Annotated in this window: 1 protein-coding gene and 1 pseudogene; both read left to right on the forward strand. The window is 62.4% G+C overall.

The window, feature by feature from the left end:
* Positions 1-572: ABC transporter substrate-binding protein (locus G9X67_RS34660; RefSeq protein ID WP_171600804.1), on the forward strand; the 572-nt coding region annotated here is incomplete at its 5' end.
* A gap of 117 nt (positions 573-689) precedes the next feature.
* Positions 690-824: pseudogene (locus G9X67_RS34665) on the forward strand (sugar ABC transporter permease); the annotation flags it as partial.

Below are 824 nucleotides of genomic sequence, written 5' to 3' on the forward strand. Positions count from 1 at the left end.
TCGACAATCTGGCGACAATCATCAAATATGTCGACCCGAACTTCTCGGGCCGTGACTGGAACCTGGCAACGGCCATGGTCATCAAGGGTGACGCGCTGGTGCAGGTGATGGGCGACTGGGCCAAGGGCGAATTCGTCGCCGCCAAGAAGACGCCGGATACCGACTTCCTCTGCTACCGCTTCCCCGGCACCGACGGCAGCGTGGTCTACAACTCCGACATGTTCGGCATGTTCAACGTTCCTGATGACCGCAAGGCCGCCCAGGTGGCGCTGGCAACCGCGACGCTGTCGAAGAGCTTCCAGTCGGCCTTCAACGTCGTCAAGGGTTCGGTGCCGGCTCGTACCGACGTTCCCGACACCGACTTCGACGCTTGCGGCAAGAAGGGCATCGCCGACCTGAAGGCAGCGAACGAAGGCGGCACGCTGTTCGGCTCGCTGGCGCAAGGCTACGGCGCACCGCCGGCGATCGCCAACGCCTATAAGGATGTCGTCTCGAAGTTCGTCCACGGCCAGATCAAGACCTCCGACGAAGCCGTCAAGCAGCTCGTCCAGGCGATCGACGACGCCCGCTGAGACTGTCGATAACAAACGCTTCCCCGCGTGTCGCGGGGAAGCTTCAGGCTCCGCGATCATGCGCGGACGATCATGCAGGGATGATCAGGCCATCATGCGGGGAGGAGATGACATTCCATGAGCACCGTTGCGACCACCGATCCGGTTCTGACGCCGAGGCAATCGACGGGGATCTCGTTGAGAGGCCGGCTGCAGGATGCGCTGCCGAAGATCGTGCTGGCGCCGAGCTTCGTCATCACCATCATCTTCGTC

The sequence above is a fragment of the Rhizobium sp. WYCCWR 11152 genome (assembly GCF_013087615.1).
GTDB lineage: Bacteria > Pseudomonadota > Alphaproteobacteria > Rhizobiales > Rhizobiaceae > Rhizobium > Rhizobium indicum.